Origin of the sequence: Novosphingobium sp. B1 (genome assembly GCF_900176395.1) — a bacterium.
Taxonomy (GTDB): domain Bacteria; phylum Pseudomonadota; class Alphaproteobacteria; order Sphingomonadales; family Sphingomonadaceae; genus Novosphingobium.
Window position 1 is genome coordinate 117,387 of sequence record NZ_FWXL01000005.1, and the last position, 18,220, is coordinate 135,606.

Annotated in this window: 13 protein-coding genes; 4 read left to right on the plus strand and 9 right to left on the minus strand. The window is 61.9% G+C overall.

The window, feature by feature from the left end; genetic code table 11:
• Nucleotide 1 precedes the first annotated feature (1 nt).
• Both B9A23_RS10490 and B9A23_RS10495 read right to left on the minus strand, forming a co-directional pair.
• Nucleotides 2-1,465 carry a Ppx/GppA family phosphatase gene (locus B9A23_RS10490; RefSeq protein WP_084278830.1) on the minus strand — a complete coding sequence of 488 codons (1,464 nt, stop codon included), beginning with the start codon at nt 1,463-1,465 and terminating at the stop codon, nt 2-4.
• Nucleotides 1,466-3,604, minus strand: coding sequence for an RNA degradosome polyphosphate kinase (locus B9A23_RS10495; RefSeq protein WP_084278831.1), 2,139 nt, complete (start codon nt 3,602-3,604; stop codon nt 1,466-1,468).
• A gap of 168 nt (nt 3,605-3,772) precedes the next feature.
• On the opposite strand from B9A23_RS10495, the gene B9A23_RS22775 reads away from it, so the two are divergent.
• Both B9A23_RS22775 and B9A23_RS22780 read left to right on the plus strand, forming a co-directional pair.
• On the plus strand, nt 3,773-4,045 hold the full coding sequence (locus B9A23_RS22775) for a hypothetical protein (RefSeq protein ID WP_084278832.1): 273 nt from the start codon (nt 3,773-3,775) through the stop codon (nt 4,043-4,045).
• Nucleotides 4,042-4,218 (plus strand): hypothetical protein, encoded by a 177-nt coding sequence (locus tag B9A23_RS22780; RefSeq protein ID WP_176217957.1) that lies wholly within the window; start codon nt 4,042-4,044, stop codon nt 4,216-4,218. The genes B9A23_RS22775 and B9A23_RS22780 overlap by 4 nt, the downstream gene beginning before the upstream one ends.
• Here the strand turns inward: B9A23_RS22780 and maiA are convergent.
• The 3 genes from maiA to B9A23_RS10515 form a co-directional block, all read right to left on the minus strand.
• Nucleotides 4,215-4,856 carry a maleylacetoacetate isomerase gene (gene maiA, locus B9A23_RS10505; protein WP_084278834.1) on the minus strand — a complete coding sequence of 214 codons (642 nt, stop codon included), beginning with the start codon at nt 4,854-4,856 and terminating at the stop codon, nt 4,215-4,217. The two genes, B9A23_RS22780 and maiA, sit on opposite strands and share 4 nt — an antisense overlap.
• Before the next feature lie 89 nt (nt 4,857-4,945).
• Nucleotides 4,946-7,513 carry a TonB-dependent receptor gene (locus B9A23_RS10510; protein WP_084278835.1) on the minus strand — a complete coding sequence of 856 codons (2,568 nt, stop codon included), beginning with the start codon at nt 7,511-7,513 and terminating at the stop codon, nt 4,946-4,948.
• Nucleotides 7,514-7,641: 128 nt separating this feature from the next.
• Nucleotides 7,642-9,246: a tetratricopeptide repeat-containing sulfotransferase family protein gene (locus B9A23_RS10515; protein ID WP_254895073.1), complete on the minus strand. Its 1,605-nt coding sequence runs from the start codon at nt 9,244-9,246 to the stop codon at nt 7,642-7,644.
• A 79-nt stretch (nt 9,247-9,325) separates the two neighbouring features.
• On the opposite strand from B9A23_RS10515, the gene B9A23_RS10520 reads away from it, so the two are divergent.
• Nucleotides 9,326-10,627: an amino acid permease gene (locus B9A23_RS10520; protein WP_139797421.1), complete on the plus strand. Its 1,302-nt coding sequence runs from the start codon at nt 9,326-9,328 to the stop codon at nt 10,625-10,627.
• On the opposite strand, the gene B9A23_RS10525 is transcribed toward B9A23_RS10520, so the two are convergent.
• Nucleotides 10,581-12,182, minus strand: coding sequence for a phytoene desaturase family protein (locus B9A23_RS10525; protein WP_084278839.1), 1,602 nt, complete (start codon nt 12,180-12,182; stop codon nt 10,581-10,583). The genes B9A23_RS10520 and B9A23_RS10525 overlap by 47 nt on opposite strands.
• Before the next feature lie 25 nt (nt 12,183-12,207).
• Nucleotides 12,208-13,389, minus strand: a complete 1,182-nt coding sequence (locus B9A23_RS10530) for an aromatic ring-hydroxylating oxygenase subunit alpha (protein WP_084278840.1) — start codon at nt 13,387-13,389, stop codon at nt 12,208-12,210.
• A gap of 79 nt (nt 13,390-13,468) precedes the next feature.
• Between B9A23_RS10530 and B9A23_RS10535 the strand changes: the two genes are divergently transcribed.
• Nucleotides 13,469-14,074 (plus strand): TetR family transcriptional regulator C-terminal domain-containing protein, encoded by a 606-nt coding sequence (locus B9A23_RS10535; protein ID WP_084278841.1) that lies wholly within the window; start codon nt 13,469-13,471, stop codon nt 14,072-14,074.
• On the opposite strand, the gene B9A23_RS10540 is transcribed toward B9A23_RS10535, so the two are convergent.
• Together B9A23_RS10540 and B9A23_RS10545 are read right to left on the minus strand one after the other, a co-directional pair.
• Nucleotides 14,064-15,467 (minus strand): M20/M25/M40 family metallo-hydrolase, encoded by a 1,404-nt coding sequence (locus B9A23_RS10540; RefSeq protein WP_084278842.1) that lies wholly within the window; start codon nt 15,465-15,467, stop codon nt 14,064-14,066. The two genes, B9A23_RS10535 and B9A23_RS10540, sit on opposite strands and share 11 nt — an antisense overlap.
• A 275-nt stretch (nt 15,468-15,742) precedes the next feature.
• A complete protein-coding gene (locus B9A23_RS10545; RefSeq protein ID WP_084278843.1) occupies nt 15,743-18,214 on the minus strand; it encodes a PAS domain-containing protein in 2,472 nt (823 codons plus the stop codon).
• Between the last annotated feature and the right edge of the window lie 6 nt (nt 18,215-18,220).

The following is an 18,220-nucleotide window of genomic DNA, read 5'->3' on the forward strand; positions in this document are numbered from 1 at the left end:
TTCACTTATCCGGCGCGCCCGCCACGGTGACACCGAGGTGGCGCGCCAGTTCCTTCAGATCGCGCTGGGCGCCATCGCCGACAAGGGCGGGCACATCGGACCTGATGGCAAGCCTGCCGTCTTCGCATATCAGTGCGGTCTTGCCCAGGACTGCCGGCGAACAAGCTGAAAGCCTCCGGCATAGCCGCGCGGCAAGGCCTACGGCGCGGGCATCGGACAAGACCTGCGGCCCTGCCAGCCGCATCCATGGAGCAGGCGCTGAAGATTCGCCGGTATTGGCTTGCAACGCTTCAGCCAAGGCGGCGCGGCCAGCGCTATCGATTCCCACCCAACGCTTGCGCATGCCCCAATCGCTGGCGAGGTCACGCCGCAGATTGGGCTCCGTACGTCCAGCAGCAAGGCACAGCGCTATGGCGCAGCGCTGCGTGGCGCCCGCGGCCTGTGGCAGTACCGGTCGCATCCAGTTTACTGCTGCATCAATCAGCGCTCGATCGATGCCGAGCGGTGCGACGAAGGCCTCGGCCGCCGTGACCAGCGGATCCTGCTTCTGCATGGCATCCGAAAGCGAGCCGAAGAGCAAGCCTTCTCGCAGGCCCCAGGACGAAAAGGTCACCCGGCCAGGTTCGAGCCGGTTGAGCAGAACGACCAGCAATGCGGCAGCATCGGGAATGCTGGCAAGCCGACTTGCCGAAACGCCGTCGATCGGCCCGGTAACCTGACCGCGCCGTGCCAGTTGTCGAGCGAGTTTGCGCGCATCCTCGGCCGCGAGCGAAAATCCGTGCGTATCCTCGAATGGCCAGTCGAGCCGCACCATCATTGCCCGAGCGAGCGCGCGCATCGATCCGCCGACCAGATAGAGCGTGACGCCGGGTTCGGCGGCCCAGTCGGCCTTGGCCAGCATGCGCCCTATTTCTCGCACGAACGACCGGTCGCCCCGCGCGCGCAACGCAGGCAGCCGCAATGAGCCGAGTGGCAGGCTGACCCCATGGCTGGTGCCGCCATCGGCAACATCCACGAGTTCGAGACTGCCACCACCCAGATCGCCGACGATGCCCGCGGCATGCGGAAATGCACCGATCACGCCCGTGGCGCTGGTCTCGGCTTCCTCGACACCTGACAACAGCCGCGGCGTGAACCCGATCTCGCGAACGCGATCAAGAAAATCAGGGCCGTTCTCGGCATCCCGCGCCGCAGCAGTTGCCACTACATCGACCCGGGGGACTCCTGCCATGTCGAGAAGCGCCTTGTAGCGGCGCAGGGCCGCCAGCACGCTGGCCACGGCCTTGTCGGACAGGCGACCGGTTTCGGCGACATGCTTGCCAAGGCGTGCTGTCACCTTCTCGTTGAGCAAAGTGGTCGGGGCGCGTAGCGGTCCGCCATAGATCACGAGCCTGACCGTGTTCGAACCGATGTCGATGATCGCGCGTGAATGCGCCCAATCGTAGATGGTCTGCGGTGTTTTCACTCAGGCACGGTTAGCCGCGCCACGCCGCAACGCAAGCTTTGGAACCTTCCTCCCACGAGAAAGCGCCGCCCCGCGCCCTGAGAGCGACGGGTTGGTCATGAAATAGCCGTGCAGGTTGAATGACGGATCGCCCTTCTCGAGCCGTTCGTACTCTCCATCGGGCCTAAGTGCCCAGCTCTGTTCCGTGTCGAGCAGGTTTGCGAGCATGACCTGATCGAGAATCTGATCGTGCACGGTAGGGTTCTTGACCGGCACCAGCACTTCGACGCGGCGGCCCATGTTGCGGCTCATTCCGTCCGCCGAGGATATGAACACGCGGGCGCGCTTGTTGGGCAGGTTTGCACCGTTGCCAAAGGCCCAGATACGGCTGTGTTCGAGGAAACGGCCGATGATCGACTTGACCTCGATCGTCTCGGACAGGCCGGGGACGCCGGGCTTGAGGCAGCAGATCCCGCGAACAACCAGCCGGATCTCGACGCCTGCCATGCTTGCCAGATAGAGGCGATCAATCAGATCGGGATCGGTAAGCTGGTTGAGCTTGGCCCAGATCGTGGCAGGCCGGCCCTTTTGCGCCAACGCCACCTCGCGAGCGATGCAGTCGTAAAGCTTTTCACGCAGATTGATCGGGCTGATCGCCAGCAGTTCGGTCTGCTTGGGCTCGACATACCCCGTGACGAAATTGAACAGTTGCCCGGCATCGCGGCCCATGCGCGGATCGGCGGTGAAGAACGACAGGTCGGTATAGATCCGCGCGGTGACCGGGTGATAGTTGCCGGTGCCGAAGTGGCAATAGGTGCGATAACCGCCGCCCTCCCGGCGAACGACCATGCTGACCTTGGCATGCGTCTTCCAGTCCACGAAACCGTAGATCACCTGCACGCCAGCGCGTTCAAGTTGGGCCGCCCACATCAGGTTCTGCTCTTCGTCGAAACGAGCCTTGAGTTCCACCACGGCAGTGACCGATTTGCCCGCCTCGGCAGCGGCGATCAGCGCGGCGATGACTGCCGATTGCTTGCCGGCGCGATAAAGCGTCTGCTTGATCGCGACGACATCGGGATCTGCCGCGGCCTGGCGCAGAAAATCGATAACTACCTCGAAGCTTTCGTAAGGGTGGTGGATGACCAGATCCTTCTCGCGGATGGCGGAGAAGCAATCACCGTCGTGTTCCAGCACGCGCTCGGGGTAGCGGGGATTGTAAGGATCGAACTTGAGATCCTGCCGGTCCTCTTCCACCACGGCAGCAAGGCCGCCGATGGCCAGAAGACCCCGGCTCTTGATTACCAGGGCATGGTCGAGCCTTAATTGTTCACGCAGCAGCTTTTCCGCCGCCGCGTCGAAGTTCTCCTGCAAGTGCAGCAGGATGACCTTGCCGCGCCGCCGCCGCTGGATGGCCGTACGGAAATACCGCACCAGGTCTTCGGCATCTTCCTCGATCTCGATGTCGCTGTCGCGCAGCACGCGAAAAGTACCGTTGCCGAGAATCTTGAAGCCGGGAAACAGCAAGGTGGCATGGCGCCTTACCAGTTCCTCGACCCCTACCCATGACCCCTTGTCGCCCGGTAGCCGCACGAAGCGGGGAAGCGCCGGGGGAATCAGGATCATTTCGGTTACCGGCGCACCATCGGCGCTGCGCTGCAACTGGAAGAGAATGCCGCTGCCCTGATTGGCAATGAACGGAAACGGATGCGCCGGATCGATGGCCTGCGGGGTCAGCACCGGCACGACATGTTCTTCGAAATAGTCGCGCAACCAGTCTGCCTCGACCTTCGTCAAGGTGTCGTTATCGATGATGCGGATACCGGCCTTGGCGAGATCGTCCTTGAGCCCGGCAAGCACGTCCTGCTGTAAATCGATCAAACCCTTTACCGCTTCCAGCAAGGCGCCAAGCTGTTGCTGCGGCGTTTGTCCGTCGACAGAGAGTTCGTCGATCTGGCGGCGCACCTGCGCGGCAATGCCGGCAACGCGAACCATCATGAATTCATCAAGATTGCTCCCGCTGATCGACAGGAAACGCAGGCGCTCAAGCAGGGGATAATCGGCGTTGACCGCCTCGGCCAGCACGCGGCGGTTGAACGCGAGCCAGCTCAACTCACGATTGAAAAACCGCTCCTGAACAGGAGGCAGGTCAGAAATCAGCAAGTTCGGTCCCCTGTCATCTCTCCATGCCCATAACGCATGTCAGGTTACACCCACGTGACACTCAAGTGGCGGATGATTGCTGTCAACCGATCGTCAAGTGTGTGTCGCTGATCTGACGCCGAAACATCACGGGATGCGATCATCAACGCGACGCTTGCCGGATATCAGGTGAACTTCCGCGATCGCCTGCAGGTCATCCCGACTTCGGTCGGCATCGTGGGCGCCATCAATACGGTGCAGAACGCCGGCTGGGTCCGGGCCGTTGGCGTGGAGGCAGCAGTCGACGTAAGGCTGCGCGGCGCGTTGGACGAGCCGCGTTTACAGGGGAAATCGCGCGCCACGTTGCAGCATTTTGACGAACGGGGAATTTGTTGGGGCGACTCAGCGATGCGCGCGCAAGGGCTGCAGACCATGTTTCCGCAAAGAAATGGTCGAACATGAAACGCGGCCTGTTCCGAACGACCGACACCTTCCTCGGCGAATGCGCGCGCGTGCACGAAGATGCGGGCGATGCCTTTCCCTATCTTCGCCCGGATCTCTATCGCCTGCTTGGCTTCCAGCCCCCGTACGAGGACCTGCCGCTCGTCTCCGCTCCCCTACAGGAACAGCGCTAGATTTCGGCGTCGGGCTGCAGTTCGGGGACAGCCGCAGCAAAGGCAGGGTTTGCCATGCAAGCCGCCTCGATGTCGGGAATGCGCCCGAAGTCGTAGCTGGCGCCAAAGCGACGGGCATTGCCCAGTTGCGGAACGAGCAGGACATCGGCCAGAGTAACCTTGTCCCCGAAGCAGTAAGGTCCCGCGTTTGCGGCAATCAGGCCGGCAAATGCAGAAAGGCCGCTTTCGATCACTTCGGCCGCCCAGGCATCGATCGCTGGCTGATCCAGGCCCCGATGGCGGAGCATCTTCAACACCTTGAGATTCTGCACCGGATGGATGTCGCAAGCAATGACTTGCGCAGCCGCCCGCACCTTTGCCCGGGCCATCGGCTCACGCGGCAGGAGCGGCGGCTCGGGATGGACCTCGTCGAGATACTCGCAGATGGCCATGCTCTGCGTCAGCACGTCATCGCCGACCGCCAGCGCCGGGACAAACCCCTGCGGGTTGATTGCAAGGTAAGCGGGCGCGCCCTGTTCGCCCAGCCGCAAGTGATGGGCAATGCCGGTCCACTCCAGCCCCTTGAGCGCGAGTGCGATGCGCACGCGCCACGAAGCCGTGGAGCGCCAGAAGCCATGCAGGACAAGGTGTTCGGTCATGACCGGGTTATGTTGGCTTGGCTCGATCAGCGCAAGAGCAGGTCAGCGAGCAACAGGGGCGGACTGCTGCCGCCCCGTGCCCCTTGTCGTCAGAACTTGGCCCCTGCCCGAACGCCGATCATGCGCGGCGTCGTCGGGACGATATAGGGACGTTGCGTGCACTGACCGCACTGGACAAACCGTGAAAGCTGCCCTCGCTCATCGAACAGGTTGCGCACGAACGCCTCGATCGAGAAGGCCGACCACTCGCCGCCGAGCGCCAAGTTGACCTGACCGAACCCTTCGAGCCGCCCTTGCGCTGCAGCGAAATCGACGCGCAGGTCAGAGCTGGCCGAGCTTTGATAAGTGCCGTTCACCTGACCATAGACCTTGCCCGTCCCTGTCGGCACGGTATAGCGCGCGGTACCGCTCATCTTCCATTGCGGAGTAATCGGAAGCCGTGTCCCGACGGGTGCAAGGATCTCGTTTCCGCCGCCTGCGCAGGTAAACGTCGGGTCGATGGCCGCACACAGGTTGTTGCGGATCTTGGCATCGGCATATGCGCCCGACACGTTCAGGCTCAACCGATCAAGCGACACCGAAGCATCGATGTCAAAGCCGCGAATACGCGCACTCGGCCCGTTCGTGATCACGGTGAAGCTGTTCGGACCAAGATAGGCAAACTGGAAGTTCTTCCAGTCCTGCTGATAGATCGCACCATTCAGGCGCAAAATCCCGCCTGCCAACGTGGACTTGAAGCCCACTTCGTAGTTGGTCAGGAAATCAGGCTGATAGGCGCCAAAGTCGCCGCGACGGTTGATGCCGCCCGGCCTGAAACCGCGCGATACGGTCGCATAAGCCAAGAGATCGCTGTTGGGCTTCCACGTCGCGTTGAAGCGGTAGGTTCCGCCGCTTCCCGAGGCCTTGACTGGCTTGACGCCATCATTGGTGTAAACACCAAGGTTGGTGCATGGGCTGCCCTCTACTGCAGGCGGCAGCAGGGAGGTGTTGGCTTGTCCGGCAAGCTGCGCCTCCCGAAGACGAACGCCAGACTGCGTGAAGCACGCTGCCACGCCGGTGCGCGAGGAACCTGCGGCATTGGGCGGCGGATTGTCGTCTGCGCCCTGGATGAAGGCGGGATTGCGACCGAAACCGAAGAAGCCGATCAGCGTGTTGTCATAGACGAAGGCGCGGCCACCGGCGGTGAGCGTCACCGTTGGCGAGATGTCCAGGCTGAACTCGCCGAACGCGGCATAGTCCTGATCAACGCGCTTCTGCTGGGTCAGCCACAGTGTGCCGGGCTGGCCGTTGACCGAAAGCAGCGGCGCCAGACCTGCAATCTGATAATCCTGGTGGATCAGGTTCGACTGGTACTGGTAGAAGAACCCGCCGACGAAGCGGAAGGCTTCGTCTGCCGGCGAGGCCACGCGCAGTTCCTGGCTCAGCTTCTTGAAATGGTCGGAGCCGATGACCTTCTGCCGGGGATCGATCGTGCGACCAAGAGAATCTTGATAATAGAAGTAGTTCGCAAGACCGCCGTATGACTGGTAGAGCGAGTCATAGGCTTCGGCGTAGTCGGTATAGTCGCTCGACTGGTAGGTCTTGCGATCGAGATAAGCGCCGGCGTAGGTCATGTCCCAGTTGCCGAGCTTGCCCTCGATGGTCAGCGCCGCCTGCCAGAACTTGTCGTTGCGGAATTCGGGGAAGAAGTGCTGGACCTGAAGATCGCCAACCGACGGATCGAAACCGTATGAGCCGTGGCTCTTGGTTTCCTGGTACATGAACTGGGGCGTCACCGTCCAGTTTTCGTCGAGATCGACCTTGAGCGCAGCACGACCGCCGTAAATATCGGTATAGTTGTAGTCTTCCTTGACGAAGGCGGTGTTGGTGACGCTGATACCGTCAAGCAGGCAGCCATTGGTATTGCCTTCGCCATCGACCGTGGCAGTGCCGCAGAAGGTCCGCCGACCCGGCACGTTGTCGATGAAACCGGCGTCGCGCTGATACCAGCCGACCACGCGCAGTGCAGCCATGGGTGACAGCGGTGCGTTGATCATGCCTTCGAGCTTGTAGCCCTGTCCGCCCTTGCGGACCGTATTCACTTCACCGTCGACACTTCCGTAGAAGCCGGAAGTATCGGGCTTGTTGGTGATGATGCGGATCGTGCCAGCTTCGGACGAGGCGCCATAGAGTGTGCCCTGCGGGCCGGACAGGCTTTCGATCCGGGCGATGTCATAGACATGGACATCAAGGTTGCCGCCGATCGTGGTAACGGGCTGTTCGTCAAGATAGACGCCAACCGACGGGAGTGAGCCGGAGTGGTTGCCATCGCCGCCCGATGCCACGCCGCGCATGTAGACGACATTGGTGCCGGGCGTGCCGCCAAGCGCCTGGAACGTCACTGCGGGAAGTTGCTGTGCGTAATCGGTGAAGTTGGCAACGCCAAGCTGCTCAAGCTTCTGCGTACCCAGAGCCTGGATCGATATCGGCACGTTCTGCAGGTTTTCGCTGCGCTTCTGTGCGGTCACGATGATCACGTTGGGGTCGGAATCGGCCGCATCGGTTTGCGCTTCCTGCGCCAGTGCCGGTGCTGAAATCGCCGTGCCGGCCAGCAGGAGCAGGCGTACGAAACGCCCCTTGCGGTTCACATTCGTGATCGCCTTGCAGATCTGACGCATACCAGAATTTACCCTCATATTTCTGTTTTGCGACATCATGCTGCGCCGCCGCACGACTTGCCGTCAAGCAGCAGAGCGCGGCAAACCGTTGTTAATCGCCGACCGTGGCCAATTTACAACGGTGTCGGTTATAAGGCTTCCGGATAGGCAGAAAGCACAGGGCCAAGCGCCGCCTTCAACGGACCGAGCCATGGTTCGAACGCTTTCCACGCCTCGGTGCCATCCCGGAAGATCGGCTGCCTTACCTGTTCGGAACTGGCCGTGCGGACCGCGCGCTCGGTCTTGTGAAAGGCAAGGCAAGCTTCCTCGAATGGCAGGCCGCAATGGTGCAGCAGGGCGCGCACTTCCGTTTCGGTGTCTTCGACCATACGCTCGTAGATCACGCGGTGCACCACGCCCGGCAGGACCCGGTCGTAATGCGCCATGGCCCGCACATAGTCGCGATAGTAGCGGCCCATGTCATCAAGCGAGTAGCTGAAGCCCTGCCCGCGGGCGAAGTGCTGTTTGAAATTGGAAAAGCAGCAGGCCAGCGGATGGCGCCGCGCATCGATGATCCTGGCGTTGGGCAGGATCAGGTGGATGAACGGCACGTGCAGCCAGTTGTTGGGCATCTTGTCGATGAACAGGGGCCGCGAAGTGTGCCGCTGCACCCTTGTACGCGACAAGTAGGCTTCGCCCAGCTTTCGCAGTTCACCCATCGGCAGGCTCGCTGTCGCTGCCGGGTAGCCTTCGATCTGGCGCGCGAGGAAGCCGATGTCAGCCAGTTCGCTGGTTCCTTCGACCTGCGAATGGCTGGCGAGGATCTGCTCGACCAGCGTCGATCCGGCGCGGGGCATGCCGAGGACGAAGATCGGGTCCGGGGCGTCGCAGCCCTGCCCTGCCAGCCCCGATAGCATTGCTGGCGTGAACGTTGCGATAGCAGCATCGACATTCTGCGTCGTATCCTCAGCATTGTAAGGCATGCGGCGGCGGCGCAGTTCGTTGCCGGCAGAGTAATGGCGGAAAGCCGCCTCCGGTTGTTCGCGGTCCTCGAAGGCCTTGCCCAGCGCAAAATCGAGGTGCCAGCGGTCTTCGGGCGTCAGGTCGTCACGGGCGAGCGCGGCTTCCATGGCGGCAATGTCCTGGTCGGTGAAGCGCACTGTCTTCAGATTGGCCAGGCTCCACCAAGCTTCGCCAAGAACAGGGAGCAGGGCGATAGCCTGGCGGTAGGCGACAATTCCATCGGCCTGGCGGCCCACTGTCTTCAGCATGTGGCCATAGCTCATCCACACCCTGGGCTGGTCGGGCGCCTGTCTCAGGACCTGCTCGTAAAGCGCCAGCGCCTCGTCGAATTCGCCAAGGCGGCCATAGGCCGCGGCTTGCAGGTTGGCGTGTCCTACGTTGTCGGGATCGTCGGCGGTGACCTTTGCCAGTTCCTCGAGCGCCTCGGGCGCGCGGTTGGTGCGATAGAGCACGAGTGCAAGGTTGGCGCGCGCCGGCGTGAAGTGCGGCGCAAGCTCGATCGCGCGGCGGAGCAGGTTCTCGGCATCGGTGTAGCGCCCGATCCTCCCCGCCAGTTCAGCAAACAGACGGATCGCACGAACATCGAAAGGATCGTCCTTGAGCAGCGCGCGCAGCAACGGCTCGGCTGCAGGCAGATCATTCTCGTTCATCGCCAGCGCGGCGCGGACAAGCCGCGGATCATAGGCTGCGAAAGGCGATGCCGCGGTGGTGCTGGTGGTTACGTTTGCCATTGCCTGCATCACAAACATGGTGACGGCCCGCGATCAAGCGTTAGTCTGCCCCTGCGATAGCCGAAGGAGCAGGGCCAGAATGACGAGTGCAGGCAAACTCGGGTTCTGGATGACGCTGGCGCTGGTTGTCGGCAACATGATTGGCTCGGGGATCTACATCCTGCCGGCAACCTTGGCCCCACTGGGCTATAACCAGCTGATCGGCTGGGCAGTCACGCTTGGCGGCGCGCTGTGCCTGGCATTCACCTTTGCAAGGCTCGGGGCAAGGTTACCGCTGGCTGGCGGCCCTTACGCCTACGCTCAGGCAGCGTTCGGACCGGTGCCGGGCTTCGTGACGGCCTGGTCCTACTGGACGATGGTCTGGGCCGGCAACGGCGCGGTGGCTGTTGCGGTCGTGTCCAATCTCAGCCTCATCGCGCCGGGCATCAGCGCGGTACCAGGATTGCCCGCGCTGCTCTCGGTGGCTTTCGTGTGGCTGCTCACCGCAGTGAACATCCGTGGCGTGCGGGCAGCGGGCGACGTTTCGGTGGTCACTACGGCGCTCAAGCTCGTGCCCCTGGTAGGGCTGATCGGCCTGACGCTGTGGCTGGTGCTGATGGGCGCGCCTCATGTGTCACAGCCGCAGGTTGCACTTTCTGGCTCTGTTGTGGCGACGGCGGCAGGCCTCACGTTCTGGGGGTTCCTCGGGCTGGAATCGGCCACTGTTCCGGCAGACAAGGTCGAGAATGCCAGCGCCATCGTTCCGCGCGCCACGCTGATCGGCGTCGCTCTGACGGGCCTGGTATATATCGGCATTTCGACAGCGTTTGCGCTGTACATGCCGATGCAGGCAGCCGCGGCCTCTCCGGCGCCGGTCGCCGATTTCCTGGCGCGGTTTTTAGGTTCGGGAGTGGGGCAGATAGTCGCCGTATTCGCCGCGATCAGCGCGTTCGGCACGCTCAATGGGTTCATCCTGCTGCAGGGCGAAGTGCCTTGGGCGATGGCCAAGGGCGGTGTTTTTCCGCGCTGGTTCGCGTCCGAGGGGGCGCGTGGCACGCCGGTCCGGTCGCACCTCGTCTCGAGCGCGCTGGTCAGCGTGGTCACGCTGCTCAACTTCGGCCGTGGCATGGGCGATCTCTTCGCTTTCATCGCCTCGGTCAGCCTCGCGGCCGGCTTGCTCTCCTATTTTCTGGCGATGCTGGCTGCCGTGCGCCTTTTACCCCGCGAGCCGGCAGTGATCATCGCCGCGCTAGTCGGCGCAGCGTTCATTGCCTGGGCGGCATGGGGCCTCGGGGTCGAAGCCCTGACATATGGCGCCGGGTTCATCGTGCTCGGCCTGCCATTCTACCTTTGGGTCAGGCGCGATGCAGCAGCTTCCACAGGACCGAGCGATCGCGGATGATCTCGTGCGCGGCGTTGTGGCCTGGCGCACCAGTGACGCCGCCGCCGGGATGCGTGCCCGAGCCGCACATATAGAGCCCCTTGATCGGCGAGCGGTAATCGCCGTGCCCCAGCACGGGGCGTGAGGCCCAAAGCTGGTCGAGGCCCATTGTACCATGGAAGATATCGCCGCCAATCAGGCCGAACTTGCGTTCGAGGTCGAGCGGCGAGTGGATCTGGCGGGCGATGACGCTGGCCTTGAAGTTGGGCGCGTGATCGTTGACGGTGTCGATGATCAGATCGGCGACCTTTTCGCGGTGCTTGTCCCAGTCGACCGCAGGGTCGAACTGCTGGCAGAACAGGCTGGCCACATGCTGGCCCGGTGGGGCAAGGCTGTCATCGACGGTGCTGGGGATCTTGATCTCGACGATTGGCTTCTTCGACCAGCCCTTCTGCTGGGCGTCGATGAATGCCTGGTCCATGTAGTCCATGCCGGGCGCGATGATGATGCCTGCGGTGTGGTGTTCCGCCAGATCCTTGCCCGGCAGCACCGTGAAGTCCGGCAATTCGGAAAGGGCGACGTTCATGCGGAACGTGCCGGAACCGGTCTTGTAGCTCTTCATCCGGCGGTTGAAGTCCTCGTCGAGATCAGAGGAATCGACCAGTTTCCGGTAAAGCAGCGCCGGCCCGACATTGGCGGCGACGATGGGTGCATAGATCTCCTCGCCCCCTTCAAGTTTTACCCCGGCTGCCTTGCCGTTGTTGACCAGCACGTTTGCGACCGGGGCTTCAAGACTGATCTCGACGCCGACTTTGGCGCAGGCCTTGGCCATGGCCTGGGTGATCGCGCCCATACCGCCGACGGAATGGCCCCATGCGCCGAGCTTGCCATTCACCTCGCCGAAGACGTGGTGCAGGAGCACATAGGCCGAACCCGGCGTAGAAACGCCGGCATAGTTGCCCACGACAGCGTCGAACGCGAAGGCAGACTTGACGTGATCGTCCTCGAACCAACCGTCTAGAAAGTCGCGGGCCGACTTGGTGAAGATGTCGAGCAAGTCGCGCTGGGTGGCAATGTCCAGCTTGGCGATCGGCCAACCCTGCATGGCCGCAGACTTCAGGGCGGCCATGCCTCCGCCGACGTTGGGCGGCGTTTGCAGCGAAATGTCGCGCAGCACGTTGGCGACCTTCTCCAGCGCGGCGTCATACTTGGGGTACGCCTCGGCATCCTTCCTGGAGAAGCGGGCAGATTCCGCCTCCGTACGGCCAGGACCGCCGCCGAGCTTTAGATAGGTATCGGGGAACGGGAAGAAGTTGCTGATCGTCCGCTCGATCACGCGGTAGCCGTGGTCGTGCAGCTTCATGTCGGCAATGACCTTGGGTCGCAGCAGGCTGACGGTGTAGCTCGCGGTCGAATTGCGGAAGCCGGGGTGGAATTCCTCGGTCACGGCAGCACCGCCGACGATGTCGCGACGTTCAAGCACACGCACTTTCATGCCTGCCTTGGCCAGATAGAAGGCGCAGACAAGGCCATTGTGGCCACCACCGATGATCAGCGCGTCGTAACGGTTGGACATGCGATTACTCCCCGTATTCCCGATTTTACTTCTTTGACCATCCGGATGGCGGTGCCTTGTGCAGGCGCGCCTCGGGCGTGATCGCACGGATCTTCCTGGCAAAGCTGCGCAGGCAAACCTCGCTCCGGCCGATCGGACCTGCACCATATGATTGCGAAGCCATGCCTTGCTGGATGCGCTCGATCAGCCAGGTATCTTCGGCATTGACCACGCGGTTGATGCGCCAGTTGGCATAGCGGACCAGCTTAATCTCCCGTCGCTCGTCGGGCAGCGCAAAGCACATTTCGCGCAGGACCGAGGTTGTCGGCGTCAGCGGCAGCCACTGCATGAAATCGATCTGGTCGGCGTAGATGTCGAAAGCGATATTCGGCCAGAGCTTGTAATAGAGCCAGCGCCGCTGCGATGCCGTGGGCAGATGCGGCACATCGGGCAAGTGCGTCTGGTAGAAGCGTTCCCAGAAGTTGGCCGAAGGCTTGTCGACAAGATCGCCCTTCATCCGATCGGCCCAGCCATGCGCTGATATTTCGTAGGACTTGCCGAAAATGCGCGTCAGGCCATCGTGCGCGACAGGAATGTGCAGGTTGTCGGAGTAATTGTCGCCAACGTTCTTCCAGTTGACCGCCCGCTCGCGCAGCCGCACATCGCCGATACGGCGCATGTCCTCGAAGCGATAGGGCGCGACCTCGGCTTCGAACGGGGCCATCATCTCGGATACGCTGGGAAAGCCGCCGTCGATCAGGCGCACGAAGACGAAGCCTCGCCACACTTCCACCGCGACGGGCACAAGACCGTTGTCCTCCAGCTTCAGGGCTGGATAGTCGGCCTTCATCGGCACTCCCGACAATCGACCATCGGGCTCGAATGTCCACGCATGGTAAGGGCACACCAGCTTCTTCGCGCAGCCTGCAGGACCTTCCACCAGACGCATCGCGCGATGCCTGCATACGTTGGCGAACGCGCGGATCACGCCATCATCGCCACGGATCGCGATGATGCTCTCGTTCAGATAATCGAGCGTGCGATACTCACCAGCCGAGGCGATGTCGCTTTCATGGCAGACGATCTGCCATGACGGGCGGATTACACGGTCCATCTCGACCGCGAAATATTCAGGGTCGGTGTAGAGCCACCCGGGCAAGCTCCAGTCAGCATCCGGATCGACTTCGTCCGATGAAATTTGCCGGAATGCGCCGGAAAGATCGCCCATGGTCCCGAATCCAGATTGCAAGTTACACCCGATCTTACTTGTTGAACGATCGTATAACAACTGCCAGAATGCGCAAGCGATGAGTCCCGCCCAACCCTCCCCCGCATTCCGGCGTGCAGAGCCCGACGAACGGAGGCTCAGCCTTGTCGAAGCCTGCGCCCGCGTTCTGGCGCGTAATGGTGGTGCCGGCGCCAGCGTCCGTGCGATTGCACAAGAGGCAAGTGTGTCACTGGGCCTCGTCGGGCATTATTTCGGCGGGATCGATGCGTTGATTGCGGCAACTTATGCGCATGTCGACGGCAAGGTCGCTGCCACGCTGGACGCCGAGGTCGCCGCGGCCGGCCATGACAGCCGCGCCCGGCTCGAAGCCTTTGTAACCGGCAGTTTTGCTCCCTCCATTGCCGACCCGGCCCTGCTCGCCACCTGGGTCGCGTTCTGGAGCCTGGTCACGGCGCGGGCAGACATTGCCCGGCAGCACGACGAGCAATACGCAGGTTATCGCGCGCGGCTCGAAGGCCTGCTGGCCGAATGCGGCGTAAGCCCTGCCCGCCGCCGAGGACACGCTATCGCGATCACGGCGCTTGTCGACGGGCTGTGGCTGGAGCTTTGCCTTTCACCGGGCTGCTTCACGGCCGAGGAAGCGCGGGACATTGCCCGCAGCTTCCTCGCCACGATCATTTCGTGAGGTCGGTGAACAGGCTCAGGTAATAGGTAATGCCCGGCCGGATGTTGGACAGGCGCGTGCGCTCGTTCAAGCCATGGGCGAAGTCCTCGCTGTCCTTCGAGAAGCTCGGGCTCAGGCCATAGCTTGGCACGCCAAGCGTACGAAACCACATTGAATCCGAAGCGCCCGACGCCTGCGAAGGGATCAGGGGCACGCCCGGATAAGCCTTGCCCATCGCCTTGGTCACCGCGGTCATGAGGTCTGGCCGAAGGGGGGAAGCCGGCGACGCGACCGAGCCGAGGGTCACGTCGGTGATCCTGACCGCAGGATCCGCAATTACCGTGCCCAATTCGGCCATGATCTCTTCCTTGGTGTGGCCGGGAAAGATGCGACAATTGATATTGGCAAACGCGCGCTGCGGAAGGGCATTTTCCGCATGGCCACCGCCCAGCATGGTCGGTACGCACGTGGTGCCGACCTTGCCGACCATCGAAGGGTCGGCGCGCAAGGTGGCAAGCGCCTTCGCGTCATTCGGGTTCGCGGAAAACGCGCGCATGGCTGCCGCGATATCAGGCTTGTCCGCAAAAGCCGCTGCCTTCTGGAAATAATCCTTCGTGATCGGATTTTGCTCGGCCTTGAACTTGTAGGTGCCGACCTTGAGCAATGCCTGCGACAACTGCACGATGGCATTGTCAGGGCGCGGGGCGGAGCTGTGGCCGCCGGGGTTGGTCACTTCGAGCCGGTAGTCGGCGTAAGTCTTCTCAGCGCCCTGCCATGTCCAGTAAAGCGGCTTGCCGGTGGCTTCGTCCAGCGCGCCGCCACCGCCATCGACGTTGATCACCAATTCGGCGTTCTTGAGCTTTTCCGCGATGATCGCGCTGGTCTTCATCGTCGTCTCTTCGTCGCCAGAAAACTCGATGACGATGGTTCGGCGCGGCTTGTAACCTTGCCGGCGCAGTTCGATCAGGCTGGACACGGCAAGTGCGCCATCGAACTTCATGTCGCTGGCCCCACGACCGTAGAGAATGCCGTCCTCCACCACCGGCACGAACGGGTCGCGCTCCCAGTCTTCACGGCGCGCTTCGACCACATCCATATGGCCGGAGATCACCAGCGGTTTCAGCGTAGGATCGCTTCCCTTCCAGGTCGCCACGATAAAGGCCGTATCGTCAACCGGGGTGATCTCGATGTCGCTGGCGTTCCAGCCGCCCGCGATGAGAGCATCTCCGAAAAGCTTCGCCACCTCGCCCGTGCGATTGCCCTCGCCGCGCACCGAGCGGATTGCGATCGCCTTCTGTGCGAGGTCAAGGGTCTGCGCTTCGGCGGCGGGATAGCTCGTATCCTTGGCCAACGCTTCGACGGAAAGGGCCGAACCGCACAGCAACGAAAGGCAGAGAAGTGATTTCAAGGTCATCGAAAAGGTCTCCCAATTCGGTAAAGGCTGGCGCGCAAAGTCGTGAAAGGCAATGACTTTCGCATGGCCTGCTTGTCCAACGCTCGCCCGGGATGCGCGCGAGACAAAAAAAATGGGCCGGCTTGCGCCGACCCTTTGAAAGTTTGGGAGAGGATGCCTGAAAGGCGTCACCTCATTCGCCGCAAGCCTCGCCACAGACAAGTGCTAAGCGCGCAAGGTCAATTGCATAAGACGCAAGCGCACATTGGAGAGCGAGTTGCGAGCCTCGCTGCCTGTCAGGCTGGCACGTTGTTGAACCCGGCCCTGCAATTGCGGTCGATCAGTTCCTTCAGCTCTGCCACGCGTACCGGCTTGCTGAGATGTCCCTGCATGCCTGCCGCAAGGCAAGCTGCGACGTCTTCGGCATAGGCATTGGCTGTCAGCGCTATGACCGGCAAAGCCTCGGGCCCGAACCCCAGCGCGCGCAGATGACGCGTGGCTTCAAGACCGTCCATTTCCGGCATCTGGATGTCCATCAAGACAAGGTCGAAGCTGGTGCCTTGCGCAAGAGCATCCTTGACCATGTCTATGGCTTCCTGGCCCGTCGTGGCAATCGAGAGTTCGATCTCCATCTTGCGCGTCAGGCCGCGCATCAGTTCCTGGTTGATGAGGTGATCTTCGGCCAGGAGCACTCTCGGCTTCCCGAGTTGCGACGCAGTGTCGTTCGAACGATCGGCGTGGGACGGCGACTCTGCGATAAGAGGCCTGTCCCTGTCCGTGCGCAGCGGCAGGAACAACGAGAAGACGGAGCCTTTGCCAAGTTCGCTCGCACCCCGCACTTGCCCGCCCATCAGGTTGACGAGTTGCCTGGTGATGGCAAGCCCGAGGCCAGTACCACCAAATCGCCGGGCGATCGTGGCGTCGGCCTGGCCGAAGGTCTCGAAGATCGATTCAAGCTTGTCGGCAGCGATGCCGATGCCCGTATCGCCGACATCGATACGCAGTGACTTGCCATCTGCGCCTTCGTCAACCGACGCGTTGAGCCATACCGCTCCCCGCTCGGTAAATTTCACAGCGTTGCCGGCAAGGTTGAGCATCACCTGCCGAAGCCTGAGCGTATCGCCCCAGAGCATCGGTGGAACATCTTCCGCAACGTGGACGGAAAGCGCCACGCCCTTTGCCCGGGCGGCCGGCTCCAGGAGATGGGCTACGGTCTGCATCTTTGCGCGGATATCGACCGGCTCGTCAGCCAGGTGCATCTGCCCGGCTTCGACCTTGGAAATGTCGAGAATGTCGTTGAGCAACTGCATCATCGATCTGCCGGAATCGACGATCAATTCCACCTGACGCCGCTGCTCTGCATCCAGCTGAGACTGCGCAAGAAGCTCGGCAAACCCAATGACGCCGTTCATCGGCGTGCGAATTTCATGACTCATGTTGGCGAGAAACGTGGTCTTCGCCTTGGCAGCCTTTTCAGCTTCAAGACGAGCCTGATGCAGTGCCGCTTCGCGCACACGACGCTCGGTCACGTCGCGGACGGAATCCGAAATCTCGATCAGGTTACCGTCATTGTCGCGTTGGAACCTTGGCTTGGCTTCAAGCCATCGAACATCGCCGCCCTTCGTGAGAGCGCGATATTCGATCGTCATCTCCTTGCCGATTTCAGCGGCAGCGCGAAATTCTTCGATGACGCGGGCGCGATCATCGACGTGTACGAAGACAAAAGGAGTCTTGCCCAGCAACTCCGCAGGGGAATAGCCAAGCAAGCCCAGCACCGAAGGGGAGACATAGCGAAAGACGCCATCCACGCCGTAGAGCGCGATGACATCGCGGGCGTTATCGGCCAGCAGGCGGTATTTTTCTTCGCTCTTGGCCAGTTCGGCGGCCGCAATGTGATGCGCCGTCACGTCCTGGAAAACTCCGAAGATGGACGTCGTCCGTCCGGTATGGTCAAGCACGCACTCAGCCATGGCCAAGGTATGCCGGACCTGACCGTCAGGACGCATTATCCTCAGTCCAAGTGAATACCCTTCGCCGCATGCGGTCGCACGATCGATCGCTGCAACCAGTTGGGCGCGATCCTCTTCGTGGTAATACTGCTGCAGTTCCTCGTAGCTTGGCACCTTCTCGCTGATTGGAAAGCCGTGGATGCGATAGACTTCGTCTGACCACGTGATCGATTGCGAGATCAGGTCGAAGCGCCAGTGCCCTACCCCCGACATGGCTTCAGCATTCTGGAGCAGTCGTCTGTGCTCATCGAGAATGGTGCGAGCCTTGGAAAGCTCGAGTTGATCGACAACCATCTTGGCCAGCGTCACAAGGAAATTGAGGTCGACATCTTGCGGACGCTGCCGAGGCTTGGTGTCGATCACACAAAGGGTACCGAGGTTCTGCCCGTCGGCAGCGGTCAGGACGGCGCCGGCGTAGAACCGTATGCCAGGATCGCCAGTGACGAGAGGATTCTGGCAGAACCGCGCGTCCGAGAGAGTGTCCTCCAAGACGAAAACGGAATGGGCTGCCTGTTGGATGGCATGATGGCAAAATGCCCATTCCCGGGGTGTTTCCCGCGGCTGCAAACCGATGGAAGCCTTGAACCACTGACGTTCACGGTCAATCAGGGAAACGAGCGCGATGGGGGCCTGGAAGTAGGCTTTTGCCATTTCAGCGATGCGGTCGAAGCGGTCCTCGGCGGGCGTGTCGAGAACCATGTGCTCCCGAAGCGAAGCAAGACGGATGCTTTCGTCATTCCGCGTGTGGTTGGCTGGCATCCGAAA

Bases quoted from the DNA above. Each gene is read 5' to 3' on its own strand.
- B9A23_RS22780 (WP_176217957.1), top strand. From the start codon at position 4,042: ATGAAACGCGGCCTGTTCCGAACGACCGACACCTTCCTCGGCGAATGC.
- B9A23_RS10545 (WP_084278843.1), bottom strand. From the start codon at position 18,214: ATGCCAGCCAACCACACGCGGAATGACGAAAGCATCCGTCTTGCTTCG.
- maiA (WP_084278834.1), bottom strand. From the start codon at position 4,856: ATGACCGAACACCTTGTCCTGCATGGCTTCTGGCGCTCCACGGCTTCG.
- B9A23_RS10520 (WP_139797421.1), top strand. From the start codon at position 9,326: ATGACGAGTGCAGGCAAACTCGGGTTCTGGATGACGCTGGCGCTGGTT.
- B9A23_RS10530 (WP_084278840.1), bottom strand. From the start codon at position 13,389: ATGGGCGATCTTTCCGGCGCATTCCGGCAAATTTCATCGGACGAAGTC.
- B9A23_RS10535 (WP_084278841.1), top strand. From the start codon at position 13,469: ATGAGTCCCGCCCAACCCTCCCCCGCATTCCGGCGTGCAGAGCCCGAC.
- B9A23_RS10510 (WP_084278835.1), bottom strand. From the start codon at position 7,513: ATGCGTCAGATCTGCAAGGCGATCACGAATGTGAACCGCAAGGGGCGT.
- B9A23_RS10515 (WP_254895073.1), bottom strand. From the start codon at position 9,246: ATGGCAAACGTAACCACCAGCACCACCGCGGCATCGCCTTTCGCAGCC.
- B9A23_RS10540 (WP_084278842.1), bottom strand. From the start codon at position 15,467: ATGACCTTGAAATCACTTCTCTGCCTTTCGTTGCTGTGCGGTTCGGCC.
- B9A23_RS10525 (WP_084278839.1), bottom strand. From the start codon at position 12,182: ATGTCCAACCGTTACGACGCGCTGATCATCGGTGGTGGCCACAATGGC.